Origin of the sequence: Chromohalobacter sp. HP20-39 (assembly GCF_033052815.1) — a bacterium.
Lineage (GTDB): Bacteria > Pseudomonadota > Gammaproteobacteria > Pseudomonadales > Halomonadaceae > Chromohalobacter.
This window is the reverse complement of sequence record NZ_JAWHTP010001218.1, coordinates 1-232: the sequence shown is the minus strand read 5'-3', so window position 1 is coordinate 232 and position 232 is coordinate 1. Positions and strand designations below refer to the sequence as shown.

1 protein-coding gene is annotated in these 232 nt (G+C 59.9%); it reads right to left on the bottom strand.

Translation table 11 applies throughout. The features are described 5' to 3' along the window. A partial coding sequence (locus tag RVY79_RS21760; protein WP_317466704.1) for a LysR substrate-binding domain-containing protein occupies nt 1-183 on the bottom strand: 183 nt, incomplete at its 3' end. Nucleotides 184-232: the final 49 nt, after the last annotated feature.

Genomic DNA, 232 nt, shown 5'->3' with positions numbered 1-232 from the left:
GCGGATGACCACATCGCTCGACTCATCGATGCGCTCCACGTCTGTGTCAGGCGTGGACACCAGCTCAATTTCAATGCCTGGGTGCTGCACATGAAAGTGCGCCAGTTGCGGAAGCAGCCAGCCATGGGCGAACGATGACGAAGTATTGATCCGGATCTGGCGCCGGTCCGGTGCTTCGAACATCTGCTCGGTGGCCTCGGTCAGACGCCCGATGCAACTTGCGACATCCACC